The organism is Pseudarthrobacter adonitolis, from assembly GCF_055412845.1.
The window spans coordinates 1-25174 of the sequence record NZ_JBVAYW010000022.1 but is presented as its reverse complement, the minus strand read 5'-3'; the positions used below and the strand labels follow the sequence as shown (position 1 = coordinate 25174).

Below are 25174 nucleotides of genomic sequence, written 5' to 3'. Positions count from 1 at the left end.
GGTGACTACCGAAGCCGCCCCTGCCGCCCGTCCGCACACCGCCATCGATGCCGTGGCGGATGACTACACCGACACACTCATCCACCTGAACCCGTCGCTTGCCACCACACTGGGGCTCCCGGGGCACGAAACCGAGTACCCGGATTACTCTCCCGCCGGCATCGCCGGTTTCGCAGCGGAAGCCCGCAAGGCGCTTGCCGCCCTGGAGGGCCTGGCGCCCCAGGACGACGTTGACTCGGTCACCCTGGACGCCATGCGGGAACGTCTGGGCCTCCAGCTGGAAATCCACGAGTCCGGCTGGGATGTGGCGGAGCTGAACAACATCGCCTCCCCCGCACAGGACATCCGGGCCGTTTTCGACCTGATGCCCACCGAAACCGCTGAGCACTGGGAGCATATCGCCGGCCGGGCACTGAACGTCCCCGGCGCTCTCCGCGGCTACATCGAATCCCTACGCCAGGCCCGGGATGCGGGCAAGGTCGCGGCCGAACGCCAGGTCTCCATCGTCATCGAGCAGACCGCAAAATACGCCGCCGAAGACGGCTTCTTCGCCAAGCTCGCCGCCGGGGCCCGGACTGTCGACGGTCCCCTGCCGAGCGAAACGCAGGAAAGGCTCGACGCCGGCGCTGCAACTGCGCGCGGTGCCTACCGGGAGCTCGCGGAGTTCCTCCGCACGGAACTGCTGCCTGCCGCCCCGCTGCAGGACGCCGTCGGCCGCGAACGCTACGCACTGGCCTCGCGCTCCTTCCTGGGCGCCGCCGTCGACCTCGAAGAGACCTACGCGTGGGGAGTCCGGGAACTCGACCGGCTCATCGCGGAGCAGGAAAAAGTCGCGTCCAGCATCAAACCAGGGGCCAGCATCGCGGAGGCCAAGGACGTCCTCAACAATGACCCGGCACGCCAGCTCAAGGGCACGGAGGCCCTCAAGGCTTGGATGCAGGAGCTCTCGGACAAGGCAGTTGCCGAGCTGGCCGGGGTGCACTTCGAGATCCCGGACGTAATGAAGAAGCTTGAATGCCTTATCGCCCCGACGGACGAGGGTGGCATTTACTACACCGGCCCGACGGATGACTTCAGCCGTCCCGGCCGGATGTGGTGGTCAGTTCCGGCCGGCGAGGACACGTTCACCACCTGGGCCGAAACCACCACGGTTTTCCATGAAGGCGTTCCCGGCCACCATCTGCAGGTGGCCACCGCCACGTACCGGCGGGAATTGCTGAACAAGTGGCGGCGCAACATCTGCTGGACGTCCGGCCACGGCGAGGGCTGGGCCCTGTACGCCGAAAAGCTCATGCAGGAACTCGGCTACCTGGCCGACCCCGGCGACCACATGGGCATGCTGGACATGCAGCGGATGCGGGCGGCCCGTGTGGTGTTCGACATCGGCGTCCACCTGGAACTTGAGATCCCCGAACGCTGGGGCACCGGAACATGGACCGCGGCGGCGGGCTACGACTTCCTCAAGCAGAACCTGCCCATCAGCGAAGGCCAGCTCAAATTCGAATTCACCCGCTACCTCGGCTGGCCCGGCCAGGCCCCGTCCTACAAAGTGGGACAGCGCCTCTGGGAACAGATCCGGGCCGACCTCGAAACCCGGCCCGGCTTCGACCTCAAGGCCTTCCACACCAAGGCACTGAACGTCGGCTCCGTAGGCCTCGATACCCTCCGCCGGGCGATGCTCGGCTAGTCAATTCCGGGGCCGGGAGGGCCCCCTTCCTCGAGCGAGAGTGCAGTTCATCCCGCGTCATCACGGCCGCTCCGAACGTGAGACCCTTACCACATCCGGGGCGGGAATATCTTCACAATTGCCTTGAGTGGCGCCGGATTTGCGGGGATTCTTGGCTTGTTGTGGCGATGGAGTGGCGTAACATTTCTCAACATGTGTTCGCCGTGCTACGAAGCTCGGGCCTAGCGTGTTCTGGTGAGCACTCAAACCCGCACCCCCGAATCCGCAGGAAAGACCGGCTTCCAGCTGCCCAAGTGGGCTGGCTCGTTCGGTTTCCAGATCATCGCCGCCCTCATCGTGGGCCTGGGACTCGGCCTGCTTGCCAAGTACACGGGCAGCACCAAGGAGGCCCCCAACGGCCTCGGCGCCACGCTGCAGACCATCGGCTCCAGCTACGTTTCGCTGCTGCAGACCGCGGTGGTTCCGCTGATCTTCACCGCCGTGGTGAGTTCGATCTCGAACCTGCGCCAGGTCTCCAACGCCGCCAAGCTGGCCTGGAACACCCTGCTCTGGTTCGCCATCACTTCCCTGATCGCCGTCGTGATCGGCATTGGCCTCGGCGTGCTCCTGCAGCCCGGCGCCAACACCGGCATCACCCAGGAGGCCAAGTACGCCGGTAAGTCCGGTGACTGGTGGTCTTTCCTGATCGGGCTGTTCCCCAAGAACTTCCTTGGCCTGGGTGCCAGCTCCACCGTGACCGAAAGCGCCAACGCGGCCACCACGGTCAGCACCTCCGTCAGCTTCAACGTGCTCCAGATCCTGGTGATTGCCATCGCCATCGGCGTCGCCGCCCTCAAGGTGGGCAAGGCTGCCGAGCCGTTCCTGAACCTCAACGCTTCGGCGCTGGCCGTCATCCAGAAGGTCCTCTGGTGGATCATCCGCATCGCCCCGCTCGGCACAGTTGGCCTGATCGGCAACGCCGCGGCCGTCTACGGCTGGGACACCATCGGCGCGCTCGGCAAGTTCACCTTCGCCATCTACGTGGGCCTGGCCTTGGTGCTGTTTGTGGTTTACCCGGCACTGATCCGTTCGCACGGCCTGTCCGTGAAGCAGTACTTCTCCGGGGTCTGGCCTGCCGTGCAGCTGGCGTTTGTGTCCCGCTCCTCGATCGGAACCCTGCCGCTGACCCAGCGCGTCACAGAGCGCAGCCTGGGTGTTCCCCGCGCCTACGCCTCCTTCGCCGTGCCCCTGGGCGCCACCACCAAGATGGACGGCTGCGCCGCGATCTACCCCGCGATCTCCGCCATCTTTGTGGCCCAGTTCTTCGGCGTCCAGCTGGACGTCAGCCACTACCTCCTCATTGCCCTCGTCTCGGTCCTCGGTTCCGCCGCAACGGCCGGCACCACCGGCGCCGTGGTGATGCTCACCCTGACGCTCTCCACGCTGGGACTGCCCCTGGCCGGCGTCGGACTCCTGCTCGCTGTGGACCCCATCCTGGACATGGGGCGCACCGCGGTCAACGTCGCGGGCCAGGCCCTCGTGCCCACCATCGTGGCCAAGCGCCAGGGCATGCTCGACGAGGCGCTCTACAACGCTCCCCGAAACGGCACTCCGTTTGTGGACGACGACGCCGACTCCTCCGCTGCGGATCCCTACGCCGTCGCCGGAGGTGCTGACGCGCCGGAAGCCGGACGCGAACTGGCCGACGCGAAGGCCTGACGCCCCGCTGGAACAGCACCAGGAGAAGTCCCCGGGAGGTGGTCCCGGGGACTTCTCCCGTTCCGTGCCGGGTTCGCTCAGCCCAGCGTTGCGCTAGCGGCCGCCACCTCCGATGACCCCGTTCTGGACAGCGCGGTTTCTAACCAACGTCGCAACAGCTGTGCTTTGAACTTAACAGCGAGGTCATGGCAAGAGGGGCCGGGGCCCGCGTGGTCACACTTTGGGGCCGGTCATTCGAAGACAAATGCGACCTTGGGGACGTGGCCGGAGACTCATGTCCTCAGACTTGGATTAGCTTCCTGACTTTGGCGGAGATTCTTCGTCAGGGCTCCAGACAGGCGCTGCTGTCTTCGCCTGCCGGTGTCCAGGAGGATGAAGCCGAGCAGTGGCAGGGCGCGTCCGAGGAGACCATGACTGTGATCGTGGCGAGAACGTCGGACCAATGTCCGCGGAGGAACGTTCCGCGCGGGCTGGCCGGCTGCTCGGCATCACGGGGTGAGGTCGCGTCGCCGGAGCAGGTAGGCAGCGATCCCAGTCCCGGCGAGGGCAATAGCGGACATGGTCAGGGCAGCTGCGGGGTCGAACGGCTCGACGGGCATCGCCGCGGAGTGCCGGAACGGGCTCAGATCCTGCAGCCAGGCAGGCAGGCGCAGCAGTTCACCGAACTGACCCAGGAGCAGGCCGCCAGCCAACATGCCCCACGCCAACGGAATACTCACCCTGGGCACGGCTGCGAAGAGGACCGCCGTTGCCGCGACGAACACGGCGGCGGCCGGGGCGTGCGCCAAGGCAGCAGCCACCAGAAGGCCCGGCGGGCCGTTCGCCACGCCGGAGAGAGTTAGGCCGATGGTCGCTGCGGTCCCGGCGACGACGGCCATCACCGCCACCGAGGCTGCGGCAAGTAACAGGTTCGCGCCAAGCCACCGTGCCCGGGAGCGGGGTGTGGCCAAGAGAAGTTCGGCCCGGCCCTCGGCTTCCTCTGCGCGGAGCCGCAGCACCGCCTGGATACCGGCGGCCGCGGCCAGGACACCGGCGATGCCCAGCAGGGCAGCGGTGAACACATCGATGATCTCCGCCCGGCTGCCAGGGACGAGCCGGAGGATCAGGTCCCGGAGCGATTCATTGCCGCCAATCACGTCACTGACCACGGGCCCGAGCCCCCCGGCGATTCCTCCCAGCAGGGCTGCGAAAAGGCACCAGCCGATCAGGGTGGGCCGCTGTTGGCGCCAAGCCAGGCCCAGGAACGAGCCACCCCCGGTGCCGGCACGCTCCCTGGCGGCACGTTCAGACAGCAGGCTGGCGCCCAGATCTCGGCCGCTTCTGACCACGAGTACGGTAACGGCCAGGGCGGCGGCCGCCGCCGTCAAGACCAGCAGCGGTGCGGGATCGGCGGTCGAGAAGGGCCGGGAGCGTTGGCCCCACCCGATGGGCGAGAGCAGCGAAACCCATCCGCTGGTGACTTGGGTCATATCTGCGCTCGGTGTGCCGAACGCATCGCCGATACCGCGAAGGAAATATGCTGCTCCGACCAGACCCGCGGCCGCGCCGTTGGCGGCCCGCCCTGAGGGCATGACCTGTGCGATGGCCGCGGAGACGGCCACGAAAAAGGCCCCGACAGCGCCGACGGCGGCCCCGGCCGTGACTGCCCCAGGTCCGGGCAGTCCGGCGGCGGCGAAACCGGCGGCCACGCATAGAGCCAGCACCAGATTCGCGGCTGCCCCCAGCATCAGGGTTGCTGTCAGTGACGCGGCCCGCGGGATCGGCACGGAGCCGATGAGCTCCGCGCGTCCGAGCTCTTCATCGGTACGGGTATGTCGTATGACCAGAAACGTGCTCATCAGTCCTGCGAGCACGGCGGTGAAGGCATAGCCCTGGAAGAACACCACCGAGCCGATGCCGGTTCCGTCGGGCAGTCCGCGGACGAACAGGAACGCCGGGCTCACCGCCGCGACATTGATGATCGCCGCCCTGTCGGCCTCGTCCGCGAATTCCGTGGCCACGGCGCCCGCGACGGCGAATCCCAGAAAGGCGATGCCCAGGATCCAGACGGGCAGGATGATCTGGTCCCTGCGTGCCTGGACCAGCGCCAATGCCATGATGCCGGACATCAGAGCACCTGGCCGGTGGAGTCGCTGTAATGGCTCAGGAACAGGGATTCCAATGATGGCGGGGAAACGTTCAGACCGCTGATCCCGGCCGCCGCCACCGCGTCCAACACAGGTGCGAGGTCGGCTGCGTCCACGTCAAACTCGACAACATCCCCGTCAGTCTGGACGCCCTGCACCCAGGGCAGGGCTGCCAGCAGGCCTGCATCAGCCCCCTCGATGCGGAAATGGGTGAGTTTCAGATGCCTCAGCTCAGCCAGGGTCCCCGATTCCACGGCCCTGCCGGAACGGATGATTGTCACCCGGCCGCACAGCTGCTCGACTTCGCTGAGGATATGGCTGGAGAGCAGAACTGTCGCACCGTCAGCGCTGACGCGCTGGACCTGCCGGCGGAAGACCGAATCCATCACCGGGTCTAGGCCGGCACTGGGCTCATCCAGCAGATAGAGCCGGGCCGGGCGGGCGAACGCCGCGATGAGTGCCACCTTCTGCCGGTTGCCTTTCGAATACGTCCGGGCCTTGCGCCGCGGATCAAATTCAAACTCATCGATCAGTTCCCGGCGCAGCCGCTCCTCGGACCCGCCGCGCAGCCCGGTGAGTAGGTCAATGACTTCTCCGCCGGACAGGTTCGGCCATAAGCTCACATCCCCGGGAACATAGGCGATGTCCCGGTGGGCGCGGATCGGGTCCAGCCAGGGATCCAGCCCGAACACGCGCGCCGTTCCCGAGCTCGGGCGGATGAGCCCCAGGAGTACCCGCAGGGTTGTTGATTTGCCGGCCCCGTTGGGCCCAAGGAATCCGTGGACCTCGCCCGGCCCGACGCGCAGATCAAGGCCGTCCAAGGCGCGGGTCCTGCCGAAAGTCTTCACGAGCCGTGTGGCGTCAATGACCGGATCTGCTGCTGATGTCATGGCGGGTTCCATTCCCTCGGTCCAGCGACAACGACCGAGGCGGCTGCCACGGCGTTCCGCAGGCACGACGCCCCGCGGGCCGACCAGGCTTCCCGGCTCTCCGATCCACAGCTTACGTCCGGTCCAACCCGCCAGGGAAGAGCCACCGGGCAACCGCCGGTCAGGGCTGTGTGTTGAGCCTCTGGATGAACTCGTCCGCCTGGGCCAGGTTGCGGGCCATCTTGGCCCGTTGATGGACCGCTTTCGCCAGGAAGTCGGAGAGTCTCGCGTTTGCTTCTTCCGTGGTGCCCGTGGCCTCGCTTGAGGCCAGGATGCCGAGGATTTCGGCCATTTCCTCTAGCGAAAACCCGAGTGGTTTCATCTGTTTGATGACCATGAGGCGGTCGAAGTCATCCTCCGAATACACCCGGAAGCCGCCGTCGGTCCGCGCCGTGGCGGGCAACAGACCGACGTCGTCGTAGTGGCGGATGGTCCGCAGGGACAGACCCGTCCGTTCTGCCAGTTCACCAATGTGCATCGTGCTGGTGCTTGTCTTTGTTGTCATCAGGGGCCTCCGTTCTGTTCCGATCCAAACTCTACCATCACGTTAGGGTAGAGTTTCTGATGAGTGGTGAGACGTTCAAGGGTAGTTCCCGCTCTTTCCGGCGCAGAGCAGCGCCCCTCTTCATCTTCGAAAAAGCGAAGCCGCGTGCTGCGTCTTCCTGACCATGAACGGAGCCAGCAATGGCCGTCACAACCGCCGGGGATTCCCCGGCTTATACCCCTGAACAGTTGCAGTCTGTCCGGGAAACCCTCAAGTCCCCGCGCCGGCTCAAGATCGAAGTTCTCGCCGGACTGGTCGTCGCACTCGCGCTGATCCCGGAAGCCATCGCTTTCTCGATCATCGCCGGCGTCGATCCTCGGATCGGGCTCTTTGCCTCCTTCACCATGGCCGTGACGATTGCCTTCGTCGGCGGCCGCCCAGCCATGATCTCGGCGGCGACCGGCGCGATTGCTCTGGTCATCGCACCGCTGGTGAAGTCCCACGGCGTGGACTACTTCGTCGCAGCCGTCATCCTCGCCGGTGTATTCCAGATCATTCTCGGTGTTTCGGGGGTCGCGAAGCTTATGCGCTTCATTCCCCGCTCTGTGATGGTGGGCTTCGTCAACGCCCTGGCCATCCTGATCTTCATGTCCCAGGTTCCCGAACTGATCAATGTTCCGTGGCTGGTCTACCCCCTCGTTGTGTTGGGACTTGCGATCGTGTTCGGCCTGCCGAAGCTGACCAAGGCAGTGCCGGCCCCGCTGGTCGCCATCATCGTGCTGACACTCATCACGGTCGTTGCCTCCGTGACTGTCCCGACCGTTGGCGATAAGGGCGACCTGCCTGAATCCTTACCGACCCTGTTCATCCCGAACGTCCCGTTCAGCCTTGAGACCCTGCAGATCATCTTCCCCTTCGCACTCGCCATGGCGTTCGTGGGCCTGCTCGAATCCCTGATGACCGCCAAGCTCGTGGACGACGTCACCGACACCCGGTCCCACAAGACCCGTGAAGCCTGGGGCCAGGGCGTGGCCAACATCGTCACGGGCTTCACCGGCGGCATGGGCGGATGCGCGATGATCGGCCAGACCATGATCAACGTCAAGGCCTCCGGGGCCCGCACCCGGGTCTCCACCTTCCTCGCCGGCGTTTTCCTCCTCATCCTCGTCGTCGCGCTCGGGGATCTCGTCTCCGTCATCCCCATGGCCGCCCTGGTCGCGGTAATGATCTTCGTTTCCTGGGCCACCTTCGACTGGCACAGCATCCACCCCCGCACCCTGAAGATGATGCCCAAAAGCGAAACCCTGGTTATGGTCGCCACTGTCATCTTGGTCGTCGCCACCCACAACCTGGCCATCGGCGTCGGCGGCGGTGTCCTTGTCGCCATGGTCCTGTTCGCCCGCCGGGTCGCGCACTTCGTCACCGTCGAACGCACCGTCAGGACAGCTGATGGGCACGAGACCGCAACCTATGTTGTGGACGGGGAGCTGTTCTTTGCCTCCTCCAACGACCTCTACACCCAGTTCGAATACGCCCTGGACCCCGAGCACGTGATCATCGACATGCACGCCTCCCACCTCTGGGACGCCTCCACCATCGCCGCCCTGGACGCGATCACCGAGAAATACCGCAACCACGGCATAGACGTGAAAATCATCGGTCTCAACGATGCCAGCGTCCTGATGCGCGAACGCCTTGGCGGGAAACTCGGCGCCGGCCACTGATCCCGCGGCCGCTTTAACTTGGGGGGTCCCCTGCCGCATAGCCGGCATGGGACCCCCAGGTGTGTGGACCGGATCAGGTCACGGGCGGCGGTTTTCTTCGTAGACGTCCGGGATGCCGTCCTGGTCAGTGTCGATGGCCTCTTCCGTCTCCACGGCACGGTACTGACGGTTCCGGGTGACCAGCACTGCGGAGGCCAAGAGGGCCGCCAGCAGCGACGCTGCGAGGATCCCCACCTTGGCGTGGTCATCGTGGGCGCTGCCTTGTCCGAAGCTCAGCTCGGCCACGAGGAGCGAAACTGTGAAGCCGATCCCGGCCAAAAGGGACACCCCGAATACATCAATCCACTTCAAGGACCGGTCCAGGGACGCTCTCGTTGCCTTGGTGAGGAGCCAGGTGGTGCCCATGATCCCGACCGGCTTGCCCAGCACCAACGCCACGATGATGCCGATGGCTACAGGGTCAGTCAGAGGAGATCAGACCGTCCCAGCCACCCACGGCGACACCGGCGGAGAAGAAAGCAAAGACGGGGACCGCGATCCCGGCGGAAATCGGCCGGAACCGGTGTTCGAAGATCTCGGAGAGGCCAGGACCCGCAGAGGGTCCGCTGGCCTGCGACCGGATCACAGGGATGGCGAAACCCAGCAGCACACCGGCGACGGTGGCATGGATACCGGAGGCATGCACCAACGCCCAGGTGAGCACGCCCAGGGGAAGGAGGATCACCCACGCCGCAGCGGGTCTGGTGCCGAAGAACCGGCGGCACTTCTGAGCCAGGAACGCGTAAACCGCCAGCGGAATGAGGGCCAGCAGCAGCGGTCCGGCCTGGATGCCGCTGGAATAGAACACCGCGATAATGCTGATGGCCAGAAGGTCATCGACCACGGCCAAAGTCAGCAGGAAGATCCGCAGCGCGCTGGGCAGGTGCGAACCGAGCCAGCGCCATGGCCGGGAGGCCAAGGGCGATTCTCTTTGTGCGTACCATTCTTGTCTCCTGGATCTGCCGTCCGGTGACGGCGGTCAAGATGTCCCAGACGGGACTCTTCCAGTGTCCGGCGGCAGCTTCAGGCTCAGCTGTCGGGAACCTTTCATCTTCCTGTGAATTAACTTGCGCGGCGTGCAAACTTGCACGTAGTGTAATTTCATGCCCGCACTTCTCTCGCGCCGTGAGCTGAACAAAGCCGCCACCCGCCAGGCCATCACCGATGCCGCCCTGACCCTGCTGCGCGCCCAGGGACCCGGGAACTTCACGGTGGAAGACATCGCCGAATCAGCCGGAATCTCTCGCCGCACCTTCTTCAACTACTTCAGCAGCACCGAGGCCGCCCTGGCCTCCATGACGCACGGGTTCCTGGACAACGCCCTTCAGCAATTCCGGCAGCGGCCCGCCGACGAGCCCATCCTCGAGTCCGCGCGCGCGGCCCTGATGCAGCTGGCCGATCCCATGACGGTGGCGCCCCTGGCTGAACTCTTCACCCTCACCCAGGACAACGCGATCCTGTCCCGGTCCGAACTTGAGGCGTGGGACCACTGCACCGAAGAGATCATTAGCGCGGCCCGCGAGCGCTTCGCCGGAACCCCGGGCGCCGTGGTCGATGAACTGTACCTGCGCGCCCTCGCAGGCTCCGTCATCTCCTGCGGGAAGGCGGCCATGGACGTGTGGTTCGCCGTCTGCGGCGCAGACCTCTCACCCGCATCCCTCGCTGTCCTGCGCCAACTGCTCATTGATGCCATGGGCCACCTCGGCTCCGGCTTCGGCAGCCCAGTTCCAGCAGCCAACACCTCTGCAACTGCCACTCCCCTCCTCAAAGAACGGCTCTGACATGGCCCTGCTGCTCTACCGCCTCGGCAAGTTCTCCTACCGCCACCGCTGGCTGGTCATTTCGCTCTGGCTCGCGGGGCTGGTGGCCGTCGGCGGCTCCGCAGCCGCCTTCCACGGCACGCTGTCCAACAACTTCCAGATTCCGGGCACTGAGACCCAGCGGATCGCGGACAAGCTGAAGCAGGAACTGCCGGCAGCGTCGGGGGGCTCTGCGACCATCGTCTTTGAAGCACCGGAAGGCGGCTTCACTGACGGGAGCCGCGCCGCGGTCACGGCCGCCCTGACCAAGCTTGGTGACCTGCCTGACGTCAAGGCCACCGTGGATCCGTTCGCCACGCAGGCCCAGCTGGACCAGGCCGGGCAGGCCATCGCCGACGGCGAGCAGCAGCTTGCCGCGGGCCAGGCCCGCCTGGATGCCTCACGCGCGGAGCTCGAAGCCGGCACCGCGCAGCTGAACGCCGCGGAGCAGCAGCTCGACGCCGGCGGCGCAACCGCAGCCATGATCGAGGCCCAGCTCGGAGCACAAAAGGCCGCCCTGGCACAGGGCCAGGCGCAGCTCGACGCCGGCACCCAGGAACTTCAGGCCGCCCAGACCAAGCTGGATCTGGGCAAGCGGCAGGCGGAAGCTTCCGGCGGGATCCGCTTCGTCTCCGCGGACGGCCAGGCCGCCGTGGCCCAGGTGCAGTTCAACACCTCCATCAACGCCCTCACCCCCGCGGTGCGCCAGCAGGTGCAGGACATCGCGCATGAGACCTCGTCCGCGGGTGTGACGGCACTGGCCAGCAAGGAAATCACCGAAGACATTTCAGAACTCTTCGGCACCGCCGAAATCATCGGCATCGGGGTGGCGGCCCTGGTCCTGATCCTGATGCTCGGCACGCTCATCGCCGCGGGCCTGCCGCTGCTGATGGCCGTCATCGGTGTTGGCGTCGGGGTGGGCATCACGTTCGCCCTGTCCGGCGCCTTCGAGATGAGCTCCATCTCCCCCATGCTCGCGCTGATGCTGGGCCTCGCCGTGGGCATCGACTACTCGCTGTTCATCGTCAACCGGCACCGGACCCAGCTGCTGGCGGGCATGGACCCCGAGGAATCCGTGGCGCGCGCCACCGGAACCTCGGGCAACGCGGTGCTTTTTGCCGGCCTGACGGTCATCATTGCCCTCGCCGCCCTGGTGGTGCCCGGGCTGCCGTTCCTAAGCGTGATGGGCCTGGCCGCGGCCGGCACCGTCGCGGTGGCCGTCCTGGTGGCGCTCACCCTGACCCCCGCCATGCTGTCCCTGATCGGCCGGCGCATCATTTCCCGGCGGGCCTGGGCCAAGGCCGAGGTTCACAACGCCGAGGCCGGCCACGAGGTTGCCGACCAGGCCAGGGATGAGGAAAAGAGCAGCCGGGGCTGGGGCGGCCTGGTCACCAGGCACCCCGTCGTGGCGCTCGTCGCCGGCGTTCTCCTGCTTGGGACGCTGGCCCTGCCTGCCGCGCAGCTCCAGCTCGCGCTGCCTGACGGCGGCTCCGAACCGGTGGACTCCGAGGCCTACCAGGCCTATGACGTCACAGCGCGCAGCTTCGGCGAAGGCGTCACCGGCCCCATTGTGGTGGTGGGCGAATTCCCGGCCGGCCTGGACGAAACCCAGGCCCAGGAACTGCAGTATGACGTCGCGGACCTGATCCGGGGTGTGGACAACGTGGTGGCAACAGTGCCGGTGGCGCTCAGCGAAGACCGCCGCACCGCGGTATTCCAGGTCATCCCGGAAGAGGGGCCGGCCAAGGCCGGCACGGTGCAGGTGGTGAGCGAACTCCGCGAACGCGGCACGCAGATCCAGGCCGAAACGGGGGTCACCATCGGCCTGACAGGGCAAACCGCCGGCAACATCGACGTCTCCACCAAACTCGGGGACGCTCTGCCGCCGTACCTGGCGATCGTCGTCGGGCTTTCCCTCATCCTGCTGCTGCTGGTGTTCCGCTCCGTTGTGGTTCCCCTCCTGGCAACCGGCGGTTTCCTGCTGTCCCTGGCCGCCGCGTTCGGCCTGGTGGTGGCCGTCTACCAGTGGGGCTGGCTGGGCGGCGTGTTCGACGTCGCCAATCCCGGCGCGGTGCTGAGCTTCCTGCCGATCATCCTGATCGGTGTGCTGTTCGGCCTGGCAATGGACTACCAGGTGTTCATCGCATCTGGCATGCGCGAGTCCTACATGCATGGCGCCCCGGCCAAAAAGGCCGTACGCATCGGCTTCAGCCATGCCGGCGCCGTGGTGACCGCCGCCGCGATCATCATGGTCAGTGTGTTCGCCGGCTTCATCTTCAGCCACCTGACCATGGTCCGGCCGCTGGGCTTCGCCATGGCGTTCGGTGTGCTGCTGGATGCGTTTGTGGTCCGGATGACCATCGTCCCGGCCGTGATGTACCTGCTCGGCGAAACGACCTGGTGGCTGCCGAAGTGGCTGGACCGGATCCTCCCGGATGTGGACGTGGAGGGCGCCCGGCTGGAACGCCGCGAACACGAGCCGCAGAAGCTGACCGAGCCCGTCCACTAGGCTGAAACGGTGACCCGCCTCATCCTCGCCTCCCAGTCCCCCGCCCGCACCAAGCTCCTGGCCGACGCCGGCATCCGGCACTCCGTGCTGGTCTCCGACGTGGACGAGGACGCGGTCCAGGCCCGCTACGGCGTCACGGATCCGCACGATACCGCGCTGCTGCTGGCACGCGCCAAGGCCGAAGCGGTGGCCGCGTTGCCGGAAGCAGAGGGCGCGCTGGTCATCGGCTGCGACTCCGTCTTCGAGTTCGACGGCGAGGCGCACGGCAAACCGTACACGGCCGCCGTCGCCCGCGAACGGATGCTGCGGATGAGCGGCAGCTGCGGGGTCCTGCACACCGGGCACTGGCTGGTGGACTGCCGCGCCACGGCGGCCGATGACGAGCCCGCCGAGGTAGGCACCGGCGCAGCGCCCGACGACGACATCACGGCGCAAGGATCCGGCGCCACGCTCGGGGCGGTCGCCTCCGCCGAGGTCCACTTCACGGACATGGATCCGGAAGAGATCGACGCGTACATCGCCACCGGCGAACCGCTGCACTGTGCCGGCTCTTTCACCATCGACGGCCTGGGCGGCGCGTTCATCCGGAAGGTGAACGGGGACCCGCACGCCGTCGTGGGGCTGTCAGTCTCCACGCTGCGCAGTCTCCTCGGGCACGCAAACGTACGCATCACGGACCTGTGGTCCGCCGAGTAATTGCGGCGATTTTCCGGCCAGTTGTAGGTTCCCTACAAAGGTGCGCCCGTTTACACGCGGAAACCGCAAGTAATATCGGCGGACCCCACAAAATCGCGCTAGGCTCCCTGAAGGAAAGAAGGAGACGCCTTGTCAGCAAATTTGGAGCAGTCCGCTAGTCCCGTGCAGTCGAACCTCACCAAGGTGCTGATCGCAAACCGAGGCGAAATCGCAGTGCGCATCATCCGCGCGGCACGCGACGAAGGCCTTGCCTCCGTGGCTGTCTACGCCGATCCGGACCGCGACGCGCTCCATGTCAGGCTTGCCGACGAGGCCTACTCCCTGGGTGGCAACACCGCCGCTGAGTCCTACCTGGTGATGGACAAGATCATCGACGTTGCCCGCCAGTCCGGTGCCGACGGCATCCATCCCGGTTACGGCTTCCTGGCCGAAAACGCCGAGTTCGCTGCCAAGGTCATCGCGGCCGGCATCACTTGGATCGGTCCTTCCCCTGCCGCTATTTCCGCGTTGGGCGACAAAGTGCAGGCTCGGCACATCGCCGAGAAGGTCGGCGCGCCCCAGGTTCCCGGCACCGCGGACCCGGTGGAATCCGCGGAGGAAATCCTCGAGTTCGTGGACAAGTTCGGCCTGCCCGTGGCCATCAAGGCAGCCTTCGGCGGCGGCGGCCGCGGCATCAAGGTGGCCCGCACCCGCGAAGAAATCCCGGAGCTCTTCGAGTCTGCCGTGCGTGAGGCCGTCGCGGCCTTCGGCCGCGGCGAGTGCTTCATTGAACGCTTCCTGGACGCCCCTCGCCACGTCGAAACGCAGTGCCTCGCAGACGCCCACGGCAACGTCGTGGTCGTCTCCACGCGTGACTGCTCCCTGCAGCGCCGCAACCAGAAGCTCGTTGAAGAAGCACCGGCCCCGTTCCTCACCGAAGAGCAGAACCGCCGCCTGTACGAATCCTCCAAGGCGATCCTGAAGGAAGCCGGCTACCTCGGCGCCGGAACCTGCGAGTTCCTGGTGGGCCAGGACGGCACCATCTCCTTCCTCGAGGTCAATACCCGCCTGCAGGTGGAGCACTGCGTCTCGGAGGAAGTCACGGGCATCGACCTGGTCCGCGAACAGTTCCGGCTGGCGCGCGGCGAGGAACTTGGCTACGGCGACCCGGAGGTCCGCGGCCACTCGTTCGAATTCCGCATCACCGGCGAGGATCCGGGCCGCAACTTCATGCCTGCCCCCGGCACCATCACCACGTTGAAGAACCCCACCGGCCCCGGCATCCGGATCGATTCCGGCGTGGAGCAGGGCGATGTCATCAGCGGCAACTTCGACTCGATGCTCTCCAAGCTGATCGTCACCGGCGCCACCCGTGCCCAGGCCCTGCAGCGTTCGCGGCGGGCCCTGGAGGAAATGGTGGTGGAAGGCATCCCCACCGTTATCCCCTTCGACCTCGCCGTTGTGTCGGATCCCGCTTTTGCGCCCGCGGCTGGGCCTTTCAGCATCCACACCCGTTGGATTGAAACCGAATTCGTCAACAACCTTCCCGCCTGGACGCCGGACGGAACGGCTGAAGCCAGCGGCGACGCCGGTGAACGCCAGCGTGTGGTGGTTGAAGTAGGGGGCAAGCGCCTCGAGGTTGTCCTGCCCGCCTCCCTGGGTTCGATCGGGGCGGGTTCCGCCGCCGGCTCCGGAGCCAAGTCCGGCAAGTCCAAGAAGCGCCTCCGTTCGGGCGGTGCGGCTGCGGCCGCCGCGGGCGACGCGCTGACCTCCCCGATGCAGGGCACCATCGTCAAGGTTGCCGTGGCCAACGGCGACGTTGTGGCCGAGGGTGACCTGGTGGTGGTTCTCGAAGCGATGAAGATGGAACAGCCCCTGACCGCGCACCGTTCCGGAACCATCACCGGACTCAGCGCAGCGGCCGGTGAGACGGTTTCGGCCGGCGCCGTGATCGCCACAATCGAAGACTAGACCCTGCCGGAGGCACCCCATGCTTGCACCCAGTTTTGAAGAAGAAGTAGACCGGTACCACCTGGCGGTTCCGGAAATCACGCGCGGGAATCCCGGTGCCGTCAAGGACCTGTATTCCAGGCTCGACGACGTCACGCTGGCCAACCCGTTCGGCGGTATCGCACGTGGCTGGGCCCAGGTGGAGGCGCGGCTGGATCAGGCGTCCCGGCAGTTCCAGGACGGCGAGATGCTCGGGTTCGACACCATCACGTCCTACACCGCACGCGACACGGCCTACCTGGTGGAAACGGAACACTTCCGGGCCCGTCTGGAGAGCGCCGCAGCGCCGGAGGAATTTGCGCTCCGCGTGACCAGCATCTTCCGGCGCGAAGAAGGCTACTGGAAGCTGGTCCACCGCCACGCAGACCCGGCCGCGCAGCCGCAGTCCCGGCGATCCTTCGCGCAGCCTGCCAGCCATTGACATCGCTCTGGTGCCGGGGTGCGGCCTGACCTTGCGCCGCACCCCCGCGCTGGGGCTGCTCTGGCGTTGAGCTGCGGCCGAAGGCACACTTAGCGTGTGAAGCCCTTCCTGCTCCTGGCCTCCCGCGCCGAAGACGCCGCCGCCGAAGACGAGTACGCCGCGTACCTGAGGTATGGCGGCCTGGCACCTGAACAGCTCCGACGTGTCCGGCTTGAAGCGGCTCCCCTGCCGGACCTGGACCTGGCCGAATACTCAGGTGTGATTGTGGGCGGCAGTCCTTTTACATCCAGCGACCCGGCCGACCATAAGAGCCAGACCCAGCACCGCGTGGAGCGGGAATTGGCCGGACTGCTGGACCGCATCGTGGCTGAGGACTTCCCGTTTCTGGGCGCCTGCTACGGCGTGGGGACGCTGGGCACGCACCAGGGCGCCATGATTGACAGGACGTTTGGCGAACAGCTGGGCGGGGTGGAAATCGAGCTAACGGAGGCCGGGCTCTCGGATCCGCTGCTGCACGGGATGCCACGGCGTTTCACCGCCTTCACCGGGCACAAGGAGGCTTGCACCAGATTACCCTCCCACGCGGTGTTGCTGGCGTCCTCCCAGGCCTGCCCCGTCCACATGTTCCGCATCAAACAGAACCTGTACGCCACACAGTTTCACCCGGAACTTGACGCGGAGGGGCTGGTCACAAGGATCGACATCTACCGGCATGCCGGATACTTCCCGCCGGAGTCCGCCGACGAGCTCATGGCTGACGCCCGGAGATACACCGCCACGGAACCTATGAAGATCCTCCGGAACTTCGTGGCCTACTACGGTAACTGACAGCGGCGGCTGGAGCCCCGCCGTCGTTCGTTCCTGCCCGCTTAGTCCCGCCCGGGCACAGCAATGCCCGGCGCGCTCCCCGGAATATCAGGGAACACGCCGGGCAGTTCTGTCAACAACCGGGCTGGAACGTCCGACGGCGGGGCGTCAGGCCACGTTGTTCTCGTAGTCCAGGTCGCGGGTTTCCTTGCTCACGAACAGCGCGATCAGCGTCAGCACTGACATCGCGGTCAGGTAGACACCCACCAGGACCGGGCTGCCGTCAGCCAGCTCCCAGAGCGCGACGGCGATGAACGGAGCCACCGCAGCGCCCAGGATGCTGGACACGTTGTAGCTGACGGCGGATCCTGTGTAGCGCACGTTGGTGGGGAACAGTTCCGGCAGCAGCGCACCCATAGGACCGAACGTGAGGCCCATCAGCGAGAAGCCGATGACCAGCAGCGCCATGGTGCCCACGAAGCCGCCGCTGAACAGCGGGACGAACAGGAGGCCGAAGACGAAGATGCCACCGGTGACAGCCAGCAGCATCTTGCGGCGGCCGTACTTCTCCGCCAGCGGTCCGGAAACGAGGGTGAAGATGCCAAAGAAGACGACGCCGGCAATCAGCATCCAGAGGAAGTCGTTGCGGGTGAAGCCCAAGCCGGGAACAAACGCCGCCGCGGCGGCCTCGGACATCGGCTTGCCGGCCTTCTCGGCGACAGCCTTGGCGGCATCCAGGCTGGAGGCTCGGGTGCCGTAGGTCAGCGTGAACGTGGTCATCAGGTAGAAGAGCACGTACGTGGCGAGCATGATGAACGTGCCCAGGATGAGCGGACGCCGGCTGGACTTGAAGACCCGGGCCAGCGGCAGCTTGGCCACCTCATTGGATTCGAGGACCTTGGTGAAGGCCGGAGTTTCGATCAGCTTGAGACGGACGTACAGGCCGATAATCACCATGACGGCGCTGAGCAGGAACGGCACGCGCCAGCCCCAGGCCAGGAAGTCGGCCGGTGTCAGTGCATAGCTGGCCACCAGGAAGATCACGTTGGCGATGATGAAGCCGATGGGTGCACCGAGCTGCGGGAACGTGCCGTAGATGGCGCGCTTATTGGCGGGGGCGTTTTCGGTAGCCAGCAGGGCAGCGCCGCTCCATTCGCCGCCGAGGGCGAGGCCCTGGGCGAAGCGCATAACAACGAGCAGTGCCGGAGCCCAGAATTCCCAGCCCGGGACGAGCGCGGTGGGCAGGCAGCCGATCAGGAAGGTGGCAATGCCCATGGTCAGCAGCGAGGCCACCAGGGTGCCTTTGCGGCCGAACTTGTCGCCGAAGTGGCCAAAGACGATGGATCCCAGCGGGCGGGCAACGAAGGCCACACCGAAGACAGCGAAGGAGCTGAGCAGCTGGGTGGTCTCGTTCTGGTTGGGGAAGAACAATGCCGGGAAGACCAGCACGGCGGCGGTCGCGTAGACGTAGAAATCGTAGAACTCAACGGTGGTGCCGATCAGGCTGGCCACAATCACGCGGCCGCGCGAGTTCACCGCCTTGGGGGATCCTGGCTCCGCGGTGGTTTTGGTAGATGACATATGAACACTTTCCTGAGAACCGGCCGGGCCCGGTAAGGTCCGGCATGCAGTAGTTAGAGCTCAATATTAGTTCCGACTATCCAGTCAATGGACAAAAGGTCCACCATGTGGACTTGTGGCTCATGTCTCATTCTTCGGTCCGTTAACTCTCCTCACGCCGCTGGCCGGCTGCCGATAGGCAAATGTCACAGCGCGTTAACAAACCGCGACCGTCCGTGAAACGCACCTTCTCTACCGTGGAAGAACAACATCCCCCATGAGGAGGTCCACCGTGACTGTTGACCGCAGCGCAAATGCCGGCACCGGCAATTCCGTAGATATAGACACCGACCCGCTGCACGGAGGCGTGTCCTCATCCGCCAGCGCGCAGCCCTCCGCACGTACAACCGACGCCCCCGCCCTGGAATTCCGTCCTGGCCGCTGGATCGCCAACTGGAACGCCGAAAACAAGGAGCAGTGGGAGTCCGCCGGCCGAGCCATCGCCCGCCGCAACCTGAACTGGTCCATCTTCGCCGAGTTCCTCGGCTTTGTGGTCTGGCAGCTCTGGTCCATTGTGGTGGTCCAGCTTCCGGCAGCCGGCTTCACGTTCACCACCTCGGAAATCTTCTGGCTGATCTCGATGCCCAGCCTGGTAGGCGCCACGCTCCGGATCCCCTACACCTTTATGGTTCCCCGCTTCGGCGGCCGGAACTGGACCATCGTGTCCGCGCTCCTCCTTCTGATTCCCGCCGTCGGCCTGGGACTCTGCGTCTCCAATCCGGAAACCCCGTTCGGTGTGATGCTGCTGGTGGCAGCACTTGCAGGCTTCGGCGGCGGCAACTTCGCCAGCTCCATGGCCAACATCACGTTCTTCTACCCCGCACGGGAGAAGGGTTGGGCCCTCGGCCTGAACGCCGCCGGCGGCAACATGGGTGCCGCCGTCGCACAGCTCGCGGTCCCGATTGCGATCACCCTGCTCGCCGTCGGCAGCGTCAACCTGCCGATGGCCGGCTGGATGTGGATCCCCTTCATCCTGATCGCCGCCTTCGGTGCCTGGAAGTACATGGACAACCTCACCAGCGCCAAGGGTGACGTGGCCGGCTCGGTCGCAGCACTGAAGGAACCGCACCTGTGGATCATGGCGCTGCTGTACATCGGCACCTTCGGTTCGTTCATCGGCTTCGCCGGCGTGTTCCCCAAGCTCATCAAGGACTACTTCCCGGCCTTCTCCTCCATCGGTGTCGGCACCGTGGCACTCTCGCTCGCCTTCCTCGGCCCGCTGGTCGGTTCACTCGCCCGCCCCTACGGCGGACGCATGGCTGACCGCATGGGCGGGGCCCGGATGACTGTCGCAGCGTTTGCCGCCATGGCCGTCATCACCCTGACCATGATTTGGACCCTGCCGCTGAAGAACTTCTGGCTCTTCCTGGTCCTGTTCCTGATGCTCTTCACCGCCAGCGGCTTCGGCAACGGCGCAACCTACCGGATGATCCCCATCATCTTCGCCACATCCAGCCGGGCGGCGAAGTCCGGTGCCAGCACGGTGCAAACCCAGCGGCTCGCGTCTTCGGCCCTCGGCCTCATCTCGGCCATCGGCGCCTATGGCGGCTTCGTTATCCCGCAGGTGCTGAACGCCTCCAACACCGCCAGCGGCTCCTACACCCCGGCCTTCTACGGTTTCGTCGGAGCCTACGTAGTGATGCTGGCCGTCTGCTGGTTCTGCTACATCCGCAACGCCAACCGAAACGCGATGGGACACGTCTAACATGACCAAAAGCGCCGACACGCACTGCCCTTACTGCGCCCTGCAGTGCGCCATGACGCTCACGTCACCAGCGGAACTGGCCCCGGCTTCCGAGCCGGGGTCAGTCCCCGTGCCGGCTGAATCCGCGGCGCTGGCCGCTGCGGAAGCCACCCTGAAAGCCCCCCTCCTCGAAGTCAGCGGCCGGGACTTCCCCACCAACCGCGGCGGCCTCTGCCGCAAAGGCTGGACCTCAGCCACGCTCCTGAACCACCCCGGACGGGTCACCGAACCGCTCCTCAAGGGGGCCGACGGCGTCCATCGCCCCATCGGCTGGGACCAGGCCCTGGCGCTGGTCACCACCGCTGTGAAGGACACGCAGGCCCGCTACGGTGCAGACGCCGTCGGGGTTTTCGGTGGCGGCGGCCTGACCAACGAGAAGGCCTACATGCTGGGCAAGTTCGCCCGCCTGGCCCTCGGCACTTCACGCATCGATTACAACGGCCGCTTCTGCATGTCCTCCGCCGCGGCCGCCGGGATGCGCGCCTTCGGCCTGGACCGCGGCCTCCCGTTCCCGCTGACAGACCTGGACTCGGCCAGCACCATCATGATGCTCGGCTCCAACGTGGCCGAAACCATGCCGCCGTTTGTGCAGCACCTCCAGGGCGCCCGCGACGCCGGCGGGCTGATCGTGGTGGATCCCCGCCGTTCAGCCACAGCAAACTTCACCGCCGACGGCGGCGGCCTTCACCTCCAGCCCCTGCCGGGCTCGGATCTCACCCTCCTGCTGGGTCTCTCGCACGTGATCATCCACGAGGGCCTGGCAGACAAAGACTTCATCGCGGCGCGCACCACCGGCTATGAGGCCGTGGTCCGCAGCGTCAACTCGTTCTGGCCCGAACGCGTCCAGTCCCTCACCGGCGTCCCGGCGGCGCTCATCCGGGAAACCGCCCGCAGGCTCGCCGACGGCGCGGGCAAGGGCGGCAGTTACATCCTCACCGGCCGCGGTGTGGAACAGCACGTGGACGGCACGGACACCGCCACCGCCGCGATCAACCTCAGCCTCCTGCTGGGCCTGCCCGGCTCACGCCGCAGCGGCTACGGCACCCTCACCGGCCAGGGCAACGGCCAGGGCGGCCGCGAGCACGGCCAGAAGGCCGACCAGCTCCCCGGCTACCGGAAGATCACCGACCCCGCCGCGCGCGCCCACATGGCCGGCGTCTGGGGCGTCCCGGAGGAAACCATTCCCGGGCCGGGACTGCCCGCCGTCCAGTTGCTGAAGTTGCTGGGACAGCCCGACGGCGTCCGGTGCCTTTTTGTGCACGCCTCCAACATCGCGGTGGCCTCCCCCGACGCGAACGCCGTCATCGCCGGGCTCCGCAGCCTGGACTTCCTGGTGGTCTGCGACTTCTTTATGTCTGAGACCGCCGCCGAAGCCGATCTCATCCTCCCGGTCCTGCAGTGGGCCGAGGAGGAAGGCACGCTCACCAACCTGGAGGGACGTGTGCTCCGCCGCCGCCGGGCCCTGCAGCCGCCCGCCGGCTCACGCAGTGAACTGTGGATCATGGCCCGGCTCGCTGAAGCGCTTGAGGCCCCGTCCACGTACAGCGAAGATCCGGAAACGGTCTTTGAGGAGCTGCGGCTGGCCTCGGCCGGCGGGCACGCCGACTACTCCGGCATTGATTACGCCATGCTGGACCGCGGCGAAGCCGCCTACTGGCCCTACCCTGTGGGGAGCACCGGCACGCCCCGGCTGTTCCTGGACACGTTTGCCCACGCCGGCGGCAAGGCGGTCATGACCCCGGTGACTCCCCGCCGCCGTCGTACGCCGGCCACCAACCCGGACCCGGCCGCGAAAACCATGACCCTGATCACCGGCCGCCTCCTGGAGCACTACCAGTCCGGGGCGCAGACCCGGCGGGTGGCCGAGCTGCTGGCCACCCAGCCCGGGGCGAAAGTGCAGATCCACCCCGCTGCCGCGGCCGCCTTGGGCATCACCGAGGGTGCTTTAGTCTCGGTGGCCAATGAACGCGGCGAGGTGGTCTGCCGGGCGGAACTCAGCACCGCGATCCGTCCCGAGACAGTCTTCCTGCCGTTCCATTTTCCGGAACTTGAAAGCGCCAATCGCCTCACCGAGGCGGCAACGGATCCCATTTCCGGGATGCCCGAATTCAAGTTCAACAAGGTGTGGGTCCGGGCGGTCGCAAACGCGCTTCAGAACAGTGTTCTTCAGACATCGGAGGCATCATGAGTGAGCAGATAGTCGTTGTTGGTTTCGGCCCGGCGGCTGCCCGCCTGATCGATGAACTGCTGCCCGCGGTCCGCGACGGGCACGTCAGCCTTACAGTGGTGGGCGAAGAAGCCGAAGCCGCGTACAACCGTGTGCTGGTAGCCGATCTGGGCGTCGGACGCACCACTGCCGACGCCCTGGCCCTCTCCGACGCGGCCGCCCTGGCATCGGACGGCGTGGACGTCCGGCTTGGCGTGCGGGTCCGCCGTGTGGACCGCGCCCGCCAGCAGGTGATCCTCACCGACGGCACCACCGCCCACTATGATCGTCTGGTCTTCGCCACCGGTTCCCGGCCCGTCATCCCCAACCTCACCGGCATCAACCCGGACCCGGCCTCCCCCGTCCTTCCGGCCGGCGTCACCGCCCTCCGTGACCTCCGTGACGCCGCCGTTCTCAAGCAGGCAGTGGACGGCGGCAAGCGCGTCGTGGTGCTGGGCGGCGGCGTCCTTGGCCTCGAAACAGCCCTTGCCGCTGCCGAGGAAGGTGCCACCGTCACGGTGGTGCACAACGGGCCGCACCCGCTGGGACGCAACATCGACCGCGGCGGCGGGGCGGTCCTCGCGGCCAGCCTGCGCCGTTGCGGCGTCCGGATGGCCGGCAACGCCCGGTCCACGGGGGTGGAGCACAACGCGCCCGACGGCGGGTTCTCGGCGCTGCTGCTCAACGACGGTTCGGCGATCGACGGCGATCTCCTGGTCCTCTCCTGCGGCGTCCGTCCCCGGACCGAGCTCGCCGAGGGCTGCGGCCTGTCCACCGGCATCGGCATCCTGGTGGACCACCAGCTGCGTGCCCACCACGAGCCGCACATCTTCGCGATCGGCGACTGTGCCGAGGTGCGCTGCCCGGATCCGGCGTGCCCGGAATGCCGTAACGCCAAGGGCCCGTTGGGCCTGGTGGGTCCAGGGTGGCGGCAGGCCGGATGGCTGGCCGAATACCTGACGCTGCTGGCCACCGGCACACAGGAGGAAGCCGACGCGCTGCAGGAGCTGCCCCAGGAACAAGCCGGCGTGATTGTCCTGAAGGCACGCGGCATGAACATGGCCGTCGCCGGCGACAACGGTGCCGAACCGTGGGATGAAGAGGCGCTCACCGCGGGCGCCGTAAACGGCCGGCAGCGTCTGCAGATCGCCCAGTGGGCCGATCCCGAGCATGGCCGCTACGTCAAGATGACCACCCGTGGCGGAGTGCTGGAAGGTCTTGTAGCCGTGGGCATGCCGCGGACCGCCGCGGAGCTCGTGGGGCTGTTCGAGCGCGGCGCGGAACTGCCGGCCGACAGGTCCCTGCTGCTTCGCCTGGACGGCCCGGACCAGCTGGCCGCGTCCGGTCCCGCCGATCCGGAGGGAACCGTGTGCCGCTGCGCCGGAGTCAGCGGCACCAAGATCCAGGGTGCCGTGGCGGATGGCTGCTCCACGGTGGCCGAGGTGTCCAAGGCAACCCGGGCCGGCACCGGCTGCGGCGGCTGCCACGACGACATCAAGGGGCTCATCGAAAAACACTTCCAGGCGGCTCCCGCCGCCTGAGCTGTCCTGACGGCAGGAAAGGCCTAAATTTATTCAAACGTGGTATACGCGGTCCGGGGACGTCCGCGTTTGGCAACGTTGCCGTGGTAGGTGCCGACCGGGCCCAGAACAAGTTGGCGCATGGCCGCCCGCCTCGCGTCCTGCCGGGTGGCGAAGCTGTGGTGGTGATAGAGCTCGTTCTTCGGGGACGAGAACCGTTTCGCTACTGACGTCAGATCGTACTCATCGTCTAAGGAACGCAGATTGACTCCGCAAAATGGTCCAGTTCGGCCTGCTCGGGGACAGTGGGGACGTTCTGCTCAGCCTCGCCGGGCCGGACAACTTCCTTCGCTGACTCGCCCACTTCGCCAGCACATCGAGCCAGCGGGTCTCCGGCACGGGCAGGCGCCCCAGCACGCCGCCGCCGAAATCTCAATGTGGCGCTGAGCTGCTACACCAGGCCGCATCACCACTGGGCTTACCGATTGCAGGTGTACAAAGCAGTGCCGGGACCGCATCCTCCCGGATGAGGTCCCAGCACTTTGCGTCTGATGCCAGCCGCGACCTACTTCACCGTGAGCACCAGCTTGGGTGCGACCGTGCTGCCGGCCTCCTTGGAGTTGAGGTCCAGGCCGTCGCTGCTGCTGGAGTCCAAGCCCAGTGAGAGCTGTTGGCCGAGCTCACCGGTCAGGCCACTGACCGTCAGCGGAACGCTGTAGTTGGTATTGGTCGTTGTCGGGCCGAGCGTGCCGATGCTGGTGCCGAGCGCCGGACGGTTCGTGTACGTGATCCCACCCTCGGTCCAGTCGTCAATAGCGACCAGTTTGACGTTCTGCGTACCCGTCGACCCACTCCCGGCGCTACGCAGCTGCAACGTCGCACTCTCCAGCGTCCTACCCGCGTACGCCGACAGGTCGAACTTCAAGTACGTGACCTCCACCGGGCTGTTGTCCACACCCAATATGGTGCTCGTGCCATAGTTCGTCAGCGCCAGCCCCGTCCCGTTGGACACGTAGCTGTCAGCGGTGGCCGTGAGAGTGACGGTCTCCGATGTGCCGCCGCCCGCGGGAGCCGTGGTGAAGGTCCATGTCTTGTCCGCCGCCAACGCGTTACCGGCAGCATCCTTCACCCCAGCGGTGCCGCCCTTGATCGTCGCCGTGTACGTCGTACCCGCCG

17 protein-coding genes and 1 pseudogene are annotated in these 25174 nt (G+C 66.5%); 12 read left to right on the top strand and 6 right to left on the bottom strand.

The features are described from left to right. The first annotated feature begins 1 nt into the window (after position 1). A complete protein-coding gene (locus ACZYZ4_RS16675; RefSeq protein WP_463862660.1) occupies positions 2-1687 on the top strand; it encodes a DUF885 domain-containing protein in 1686 nt (561 codons plus the stop codon). Between the two features lie 234 nt (positions 1688-1921). Next, a complete protein-coding gene (locus tag ACZYZ4_RS16670; protein ID WP_463862658.1) occupies positions 1922-3385 on the top strand; it encodes a dicarboxylate/amino acid:cation symporter in 1464 nt (487 codons plus the stop codon). 488 nt (positions 3386-3873) lie between these two features. On the opposite strand, the gene ACZYZ4_RS16665 is transcribed toward ACZYZ4_RS16670, so the two are convergent. The 3 genes from ACZYZ4_RS16665 to ACZYZ4_RS16655 all read right to left on the bottom strand — a co-directional run bounded on the left by ACZYZ4_RS16665 (position 3874) and on the right by ACZYZ4_RS16655 (position 6945). Beyond that, a complete protein-coding gene (locus ACZYZ4_RS16665) occupies positions 3874-5493 on the bottom strand; it encodes an efflux permease Rv1217c-related protein (protein ID WP_463862656.1) in 1620 nt (539 codons plus the stop codon). Further along, the gene (locus ACZYZ4_RS16660) at positions 5493-6401 is read right to left on the bottom strand and encodes an ABC transporter ATP-binding protein (RefSeq protein WP_463862654.1); all 909 of its coding nucleotides are present in this window, start codon (positions 6399-6401) and stop codon (positions 5493-5495) included. The genes ACZYZ4_RS16665 and ACZYZ4_RS16660 overlap by 1 nt, the downstream gene beginning before the upstream one ends. 160 nt (positions 6402-6561) lie before the next feature. Beyond that, positions 6562-6945, bottom strand: a complete 384-nt coding sequence (locus tag ACZYZ4_RS16655) for a MerR family transcriptional regulator (RefSeq protein ID WP_463862652.1) — start codon at positions 6943-6945, stop codon at positions 6562-6564. A gap of 179 nt (positions 6946-7124) precedes the next feature. Between ACZYZ4_RS16655 and ACZYZ4_RS16650 the strand changes: the two genes are divergently transcribed. Continuing rightward, positions 7125-8648, top strand: coding sequence for a SulP family inorganic anion transporter (locus ACZYZ4_RS16650; RefSeq protein ID WP_463862650.1), 1524 nt, complete (start codon positions 7125-7127; stop codon positions 8646-8648). A gap of 78 nt (positions 8649-8726) precedes the next feature. Here the strand turns inward: ACZYZ4_RS16650 and ACZYZ4_RS16645 are convergent. Continuing rightward, positions 8727-9582, bottom strand: a pseudogene (locus ACZYZ4_RS16645) (Na+/H+ antiporter NhaA); the annotation flags it as partial. 208 nt (positions 9583-9790) lie between these two features. Here ACZYZ4_RS16645 and ACZYZ4_RS16640 point away from each other — a divergent pair. The 6 genes from ACZYZ4_RS16640 to ACZYZ4_RS16615 all read left to right on the top strand — a co-directional run bounded on the left by ACZYZ4_RS16640 (position 9791) and on the right by ACZYZ4_RS16615 (position 16929). Further along, positions 9791-10468: a TetR/AcrR family transcriptional regulator gene (locus tag ACZYZ4_RS16640; RefSeq protein ID WP_463862648.1), complete on the top strand. Its 678-nt coding sequence runs from the start codon at positions 9791-9793 to the stop codon at positions 10466-10468. A 1-nt stretch (position 10469) separates the two neighbouring features. Then, the gene (locus ACZYZ4_RS16635; RefSeq protein ID WP_463862646.1) at positions 10470-12995 is read left to right on the top strand and encodes an MMPL family transporter; all 2526 of its coding nucleotides are present in this window, start codon (positions 10470-10472) and stop codon (positions 12993-12995) included. A 9-nt stretch (positions 12996-13004) separates the two neighbouring features. Continuing rightward, positions 13005-13691, top strand: coding sequence for a Maf family protein (locus ACZYZ4_RS16630; protein WP_463862645.1), 687 nt, complete (start codon positions 13005-13007; stop codon positions 13689-13691). A gap of 129 nt (positions 13692-13820) precedes the next feature. Continuing rightward, positions 13821-15641: an acetyl/propionyl/methylcrotonyl-CoA carboxylase subunit alpha gene (locus tag ACZYZ4_RS16625; protein ID WP_463862643.1), complete on the top strand. Its 1821-nt coding sequence runs from the start codon at positions 13821-13823 to the stop codon at positions 15639-15641. A gap of 19 nt (positions 15642-15660) precedes the next feature. After that, positions 15661-16101: a YybH family protein gene (locus tag ACZYZ4_RS16620; RefSeq protein WP_058929593.1), complete on the top strand. Its 441-nt coding sequence runs from the start codon at positions 15661-15663 to the stop codon at positions 16099-16101. A gap of 96 nt (positions 16102-16197) precedes the next feature. Next, positions 16198-16929 (top strand): glutamine amidotransferase, encoded by a 732-nt coding sequence (locus ACZYZ4_RS16615; RefSeq protein ID WP_463862640.1) that lies wholly within the window; start codon positions 16198-16200, stop codon positions 16927-16929. A gap of 147 nt (positions 16930-17076) precedes the next feature. On the opposite strand, the gene ACZYZ4_RS16610 is transcribed toward ACZYZ4_RS16615, so the two are convergent. Next, positions 17077-18489, bottom strand: coding sequence for an MFS transporter (locus ACZYZ4_RS16610; protein WP_463862638.1), 1413 nt, complete (start codon positions 18487-18489; stop codon positions 17077-17079). A gap of 271 nt (positions 18490-18760) precedes the next feature. On the opposite strand from ACZYZ4_RS16610, the gene ACZYZ4_RS16605 reads away from it, so the two are divergent. The 3 genes from ACZYZ4_RS16605 to ACZYZ4_RS16595 are packed head-to-tail and all read left to right on the top strand — an operon-like array spanning position 18761 to position 24019. Continuing rightward, positions 18761-20233 (top strand): MFS transporter, encoded by a 1473-nt coding sequence (locus ACZYZ4_RS16605; RefSeq protein WP_463862636.1) that lies wholly within the window; start codon positions 18761-18763, stop codon positions 20231-20233. A 1-nt stretch (position 20234) separates the two neighbouring features. Further along, positions 20235-22460, top strand: coding sequence for a molybdopterin oxidoreductase family protein (locus ACZYZ4_RS16600; RefSeq protein ID WP_463862635.1), 2226 nt, complete (start codon positions 20235-20237; stop codon positions 22458-22460). Beyond that, a complete protein-coding gene (locus ACZYZ4_RS16595; RefSeq protein WP_463862633.1) occupies positions 22457-24019 on the top strand; it encodes an FAD-dependent oxidoreductase in 1563 nt (520 codons plus the stop codon). Before ACZYZ4_RS16600 ends, ACZYZ4_RS16595 begins: the two co-directional genes overlap by 4 nt. A gap of 544 nt (positions 24020-24563) precedes the next feature. Here ACZYZ4_RS16595 and ACZYZ4_RS16590 read toward each other — a convergent pair. Beyond that, positions 24564-25174: CBM96 family carbohydrate-binding protein (locus ACZYZ4_RS16590; protein ID WP_463862631.1), on the bottom strand; the 611-nt coding region annotated here is incomplete at its 5' end.

Excerpts from the sequence above, each read along its gene's own strand:
- ACZYZ4_RS16665 (WP_463862656.1), bottom strand. The coding sequence starts at position 5,493 with ATGTCCGGCATCATGGCATTGGCGCTGGTCCAGGCACGCAGGGACCAG.
- ACZYZ4_RS16660 (WP_463862654.1), bottom strand. The coding sequence starts at position 6,401 with ATGACATCAGCAGCAGATCCGGTCATTGACGCCACACGGCTCGTGAAG.
- ACZYZ4_RS16655 (WP_463862652.1), bottom strand. The coding sequence starts at position 6,945 with ATGACAACAAAGACAAGCACCAGCACGATGCACATTGGTGAACTGGCA.
- ACZYZ4_RS16650 (WP_463862650.1), top strand. The coding sequence starts at position 7,125 with ATGGCCGTCACAACCGCCGGGGATTCCCCGGCTTATACCCCTGAACAG.
- ACZYZ4_RS16640 (WP_463862648.1), top strand. The coding sequence starts at position 9,791 with ATGCCCGCACTTCTCTCGCGCCGTGAGCTGAACAAAGCCGCCACCCGC.
- ACZYZ4_RS16635 (WP_463862646.1), top strand. The coding sequence starts at position 10,470 with ATGGCCCTGCTGCTCTACCGCCTCGGCAAGTTCTCCTACCGCCACCGC.
- ACZYZ4_RS16620 (WP_058929593.1), top strand. The coding sequence starts at position 15,661 with ATGCTTGCACCCAGTTTTGAAGAAGAAGTAGACCGGTACCACCTGGCG.
- ACZYZ4_RS16610 (WP_463862638.1), bottom strand. The coding sequence starts at position 18,489 with ATGTCATCTACCAAAACCACCGCGGAGCCAGGATCCCCCAAGGCGGTG.
- ACZYZ4_RS16600 (WP_463862635.1), top strand. The coding sequence starts at position 20,235 with ATGACCAAAAGCGCCGACACGCACTGCCCTTACTGCGCCCTGCAGTGC.
- ACZYZ4_RS16595 (WP_463862633.1), top strand. The coding sequence starts at position 22,457 with ATGAGTGAGCAGATAGTCGTTGTTGGTTTCGGCCCGGCGGCTGCCCGC.